Raw genomic sequence first — 4,147 nt, 5'->3', positions numbered from 1 at the left:
CATTTAGTTGGACTCAACATGTGGTTAGAGTATTTACATTCAAGTGAGGCCTTAGAGAGAATTTTTGAAGGAACAGAATTCGGAGATACGATTAACCTCCGCAAAGTTTCTTTTGAAGAAAAAGATATCAAGTTAGAATTTGATTTACTTGAGTGGCCAGCTAATCCACCTAAGAAATGGATCGAACAAAATTTCAATACCATTCAGGTTAAAATAGTTCTCGGAGCGTGCGATGAGATTGTTTTAAAGGATTGGGCTATTGAAAATGTGGGAGAGTTTCGAGTAAAAAAACTTACGGGATACAATGCCGAACTTTATTCTTTTAAGTTTGTTTCGAAAGCTGGCGCCTATATAAGCTGTATCTGTGATGTTGTATTTTTTTCAAAAGTTTCAGCATATAAAAATGCATAACAAACCGCTGTAGCCGGTCGCAAGCTCCCTGGGACAATAACACGTGGGCTGTCCTCGCTTCGCTCGTTATTATAGCCCACGTATTTTTGCCCCTAAGCGGGGTGTTAGGTACAAGGAGATACATGTTAAGGGAAGCGCTCGTTGTCTATTTTATTTGGCTCCTTGGTTTAACGGTAATATGTTTTATCGGTTATCAGTTTCAACTCCCTTGGGTATTAATTTTGGGAGCTATTGCCTGTTTAGTTGTTCCCGCAGACAAGGCTCGCGTAAAACTGATTAAACACAATTCTAAGGTGCTGCCAACTAAGCTTGCTTGGAGAATTGTTCTTATAATGTTGATCACTCCAACGTTGTTCGGTTTATGGTATGCCATGCAAGTCAAGTTAGAGGAAGGTCAATATCGGGCAAATATAATAGTGATTTGGATGTTGTTTTTTTGTTTGTTCCCACTCTGTATTTATTATAACTGGTTTTTTAATAAGTCGTTATGGGAAAAGCACCATTTCAAGGTGGCGGGTAAATGATTGTACCTAACAAAGCAAATCAAGTCGGACGCGGTTTAAGTCTAGTTGTTATTTTGGCGTTGCGAGCGCGCCGCTTATTTGAGTGTTATGTTTTAAGAAGATTATAGTGAACTTTCCATTATTGATGACATTGGTGCTTTTCTCCTGCAGTTTGGTTGCAAATACATCTGAAACTATTGTTGTTGATAAATTCAGTCAGTATGTGATTAAAAAACACGATGACGAGCAAGAGGCAGAACGAAAAGCAATTGAAGCTAGATTGTTAAAAGCTAAAAATGCTGACGATTATTTGGAATGGGATAAGTTTGAAAGTAAGGTAATCAAACACTGCTCAAGTGCCATTTCTGGTTATAGTAATCATATAGGTGTTGTAGGAATAACTTTCTCAAATGAAATAAGTTTTACCTCCATAGAGCCTGAAATGAATAAGCTACATTCAACGTTAAAGGTTTGCATGGGAGTTAACTTTAAAAAATTGAAGTTTTTTATGTAGTAACCTATTTAATGATATATGACGATCGACCTTGGAGATGGCTATTTCTTTCAAAAGTAACTCCCATCTTTCTATCAGGAGCTTTTTCTCGAATTCGCGAGCATTCGCTGTTTGGTCCACGCTAGTAACCATCAGTCGTTGTCTCACCGTAAAACGAGTATTGTTTTAGCTAAATGGCTAACGCAAGGAGTCATGGAATGTTTTATCTAAACCGGACCAAACCGAAACAACATAACAATCGCATTAATGCACTCCCTGCGGTCGCTGGGACAATTTTAAGTGCGGCCTTCGCTTTGCTCAATGTGCCCGCCCATAAACTTGCCCGTTATGCGGGGTGTTAACTGCCAAGGAGTTACGATTATAGAAATCAAAGTTAACCAAGGAGTCACTGCTGAACAGTTTGTTGCCGTCCTCAACGGTTCTAGCTTAGGTGAAAGACGACCAGTCAATGACACGGAATGCATCACGGGTATGTTAAAAAATAGCAATCTCATTGTTAGTGCTTGGGACGGCTCAACACTTGTCGGAATTGCTCGAAGCATCACAGACTTTCATTATGCTTGTTACTTGTCAGACTTAGCCGTTTTAGAGTCACATCAGAAAATGGGGTTGGGAAAGAAGCTGCAAATTGTTACTCAAGAACAGCTAGGCCCCAGATGTAAGCTAATACTTATCGCTGCGCCGGCTGCAAATGAATATTATGAAAAAATAGGGTTTACTAACAATTCTCGTTGTTGGGTTTTGTCGCGAGATTCAATCATTGGCAGTTAACAAAACGCTTAAGTCGTTCGCCAAAAGCGGGCTCACTGGGACAATTACATGGCGCGCCTTCGGCTATTTTGCGCGCCATGTAATTGCCCCTTAGCTTAAAGTTAGTAGCCTTTGAGCGTTCGTTCAGTTTTTAAGGATAATAAATGACAAGTAACCAAGATAGCTTTGCTGCATTCATCGAAGCATGTAATTCTTTTGGTGTTCACTTCAGGGACACTGACGGGGAAGAAACTATTAGATTAAATGTGCGTGTTTATATCGATGGCGCTAAAGAGCCACGGTTCAACTTGGACACAGAAGTCGTTTTCTGGCGAATGAGCAGTGACTCAAAGGTTAGAATAGATGCTCTTGAGGGAAAAAGTGTACATTGGGAACTCTCTGCTCGATGGCAAAAATTTAGTTTTAATGAAAAAACTGAAATATTGTCAATTGAAGGCGTTTCTCCAAAAGGATTGTACGATCATAGCTATCTAATAGAAATAAGTGAGTAATGTTGGGTGCGGCTACTAACAAACGCATTAAATCGCTCGCAGGCTCGCTGGGACGCTAACACATGGGCTGCGTCACTTCGTTCCTATTTTAGCCCATGTGTTATCGCCCTTTATGCGGGTGTTATACGTATGGTTGAGTCCATAGGAATAAAAAATGGAAAATATTGACGCTAAATTAAAGCTTCAAAACATAAATAGAATTCAAGAGTTGGAAAGTAAATACTCTAAAGTGTATTACATTCCAGGAATTGCTTTTCTGTTAGTCATTGCTTGCATCTTTGCTACAAATTTCATCGGTAGTCCGCTTAACAATACCTACATAGCACTTCTATTGGCTGCCAATATTTTTGTAACCGGAAACGCCTCAATTCAAAGAACCGAATACCTAAAACAAATACTAGCTCTGAAGGAATCACAATGAAAACGTATAACAAACGTTTCAAGTCGTGCGCTAGCGCGCACTGGGACACAAACACATGGGCAGCTTCGCATTGTAGCCCATGTTTTTGTGCCCCTTAAACGGAAGTTAAATGCCAATGGATGCTACAAAAACAACATCATTTATAGCTGGAGTATTACTAGTACTCAGCGAACCCGTTATTGAGTTTTACTCTCTTCCAGATGGAGTTTACGGTCTTACCTTTCTCTCCTTAATTTTATTGCTAGTTATTGGTAAGCAAATTCTTAGAGAGTCTCAACGACAACTTCGTACCGAGAATGATTTTGATAAAAACCCATGGTATGACCCTGATGCATTGCGTTTTGCTGTTAATACTTTTACGCGTATACTTTTCTTTTTATTAGGTTTTATATTTGCGGAAGAATCGATGAGGTTAGTAATTGGCATTTAACAAACACATTAAGTCGGTCGCAAGCTCCCTGGGACAGTAACACGTGGGCTCTGTCGCTTCGCTCGGATTTTAGCCCACGCATTACTGCCCCTTATATGGGCGTTAGCTCCCCGGAGGATTTATCGAAACCTTGCTGTTTGTATCAGGGCTGATACTGTGCATATTTCTGATTATTAAATTCGAATCCGTAGTTCCGGCAAACTTTTTAGATAAAGCGGAGAGGACGTTCAATGATATGGGTGAATTTGTACAGGTTAGAACAAATTCTTACTATCGTTTTTATAAATTCAAAGGTCGAGTAATCAGGAAGTCTGATATTGTCAAAATTCAGAAAGCGGGCTGCATAACTTTGTTTACAACTTCAAATAACGCTATCGACATTACTCTTCATCCATCTAACAGGGATAAAGTTTTTAGTATGGCTAAAGGTGTTTTTAAAGAGGCTTCTTTCGTTGAAATCAATCTGGGAAGCTAACAAGTCAATAAACTCACTCACTACGTTCGCTGGGACGCATACTCGTAGGGCCGCTTCGCTAGTTTGCCCTACGTGCCTGCGCCCGTTATTGAAAAGTTGGTATGACTCCCTTTGTCAACCCTGAACGAGTG

The 4,147-nt window shown here is 39.9% G+C and carries 8 protein-coding genes; all 8 read left to right on the top strand.

Annotated elements, in window-relative coordinates; genetic code table 11:
* A partial coding sequence (locus tag AC27HD_RS18690) for an Imm50 family immunity protein (protein ID WP_487107781.1) occupies positions 1 to 411 on the top strand: 411 nt, incomplete at its 5' end.
* 122 nt (positions 412 to 533) lie between these two features.
* Entirely contained in the window at positions 534 to 935 is a 402-nt protein-coding gene (locus tag AC27HD_RS18685) for a hypothetical protein (protein ID WP_487107779.1), read from the top strand.
* 106 nt (positions 936 to 1,041) lie between these two features.
* On the top strand, positions 1,042 to 1,428 hold the full coding sequence (locus AC27HD_RS18680) for a hypothetical protein (RefSeq protein WP_487107777.1): 387 nt from the start codon (positions 1,042 to 1,044) through the stop codon (positions 1,426 to 1,428).
* A 300-nt stretch (positions 1,429 to 1,728) separates the two neighbouring features.
* A complete protein-coding gene (locus AC27HD_RS18675) occupies positions 1,729 to 2,199 on the top strand; it encodes a GNAT family N-acetyltransferase (protein WP_487107783.1) in 471 nt (156 codons plus the stop codon).
* Between the two features lie 143 nt (positions 2,200 to 2,342).
* Positions 2,343 to 2,690, top strand: coding sequence for a hypothetical protein (locus AC27HD_RS18670; protein WP_487107775.1), 348 nt, complete (start codon positions 2,343 to 2,345; stop codon positions 2,688 to 2,690).
* 154 nt (positions 2,691 to 2,844) lie between these two features.
* A complete protein-coding gene (locus AC27HD_RS18665; protein WP_487107773.1) occupies positions 2,845 to 3,111 on the top strand; it encodes a hypothetical protein in 267 nt (88 codons plus the stop codon).
* A 109-nt stretch (positions 3,112 to 3,220) separates the two neighbouring features.
* Complete coding sequence (locus tag AC27HD_RS18660) at positions 3,221 to 3,541, top strand: hypothetical protein (protein WP_487107771.1); 321 nt, start codon at positions 3,221 to 3,223, stop codon at positions 3,539 to 3,541.
* 235 nt (positions 3,542 to 3,776) lie between these two features.
* Complete coding sequence (locus tag AC27HD_RS18655; RefSeq protein WP_487107769.1) at positions 3,777 to 4,016, top strand: hypothetical protein; 240 nt, start codon at positions 3,777 to 3,779, stop codon at positions 4,014 to 4,016.
* Positions 4,017 to 4,147 lie beyond the last annotated feature (131 nt).

The organism is Alteromonas sp. 4NS20-0143 (genome assembly GCF_057542855.1).
The sequence above is the reverse complement of the archived record's forward strand: the minus strand, read 5'-3'. Positions and strand labels throughout refer to the sequence as shown.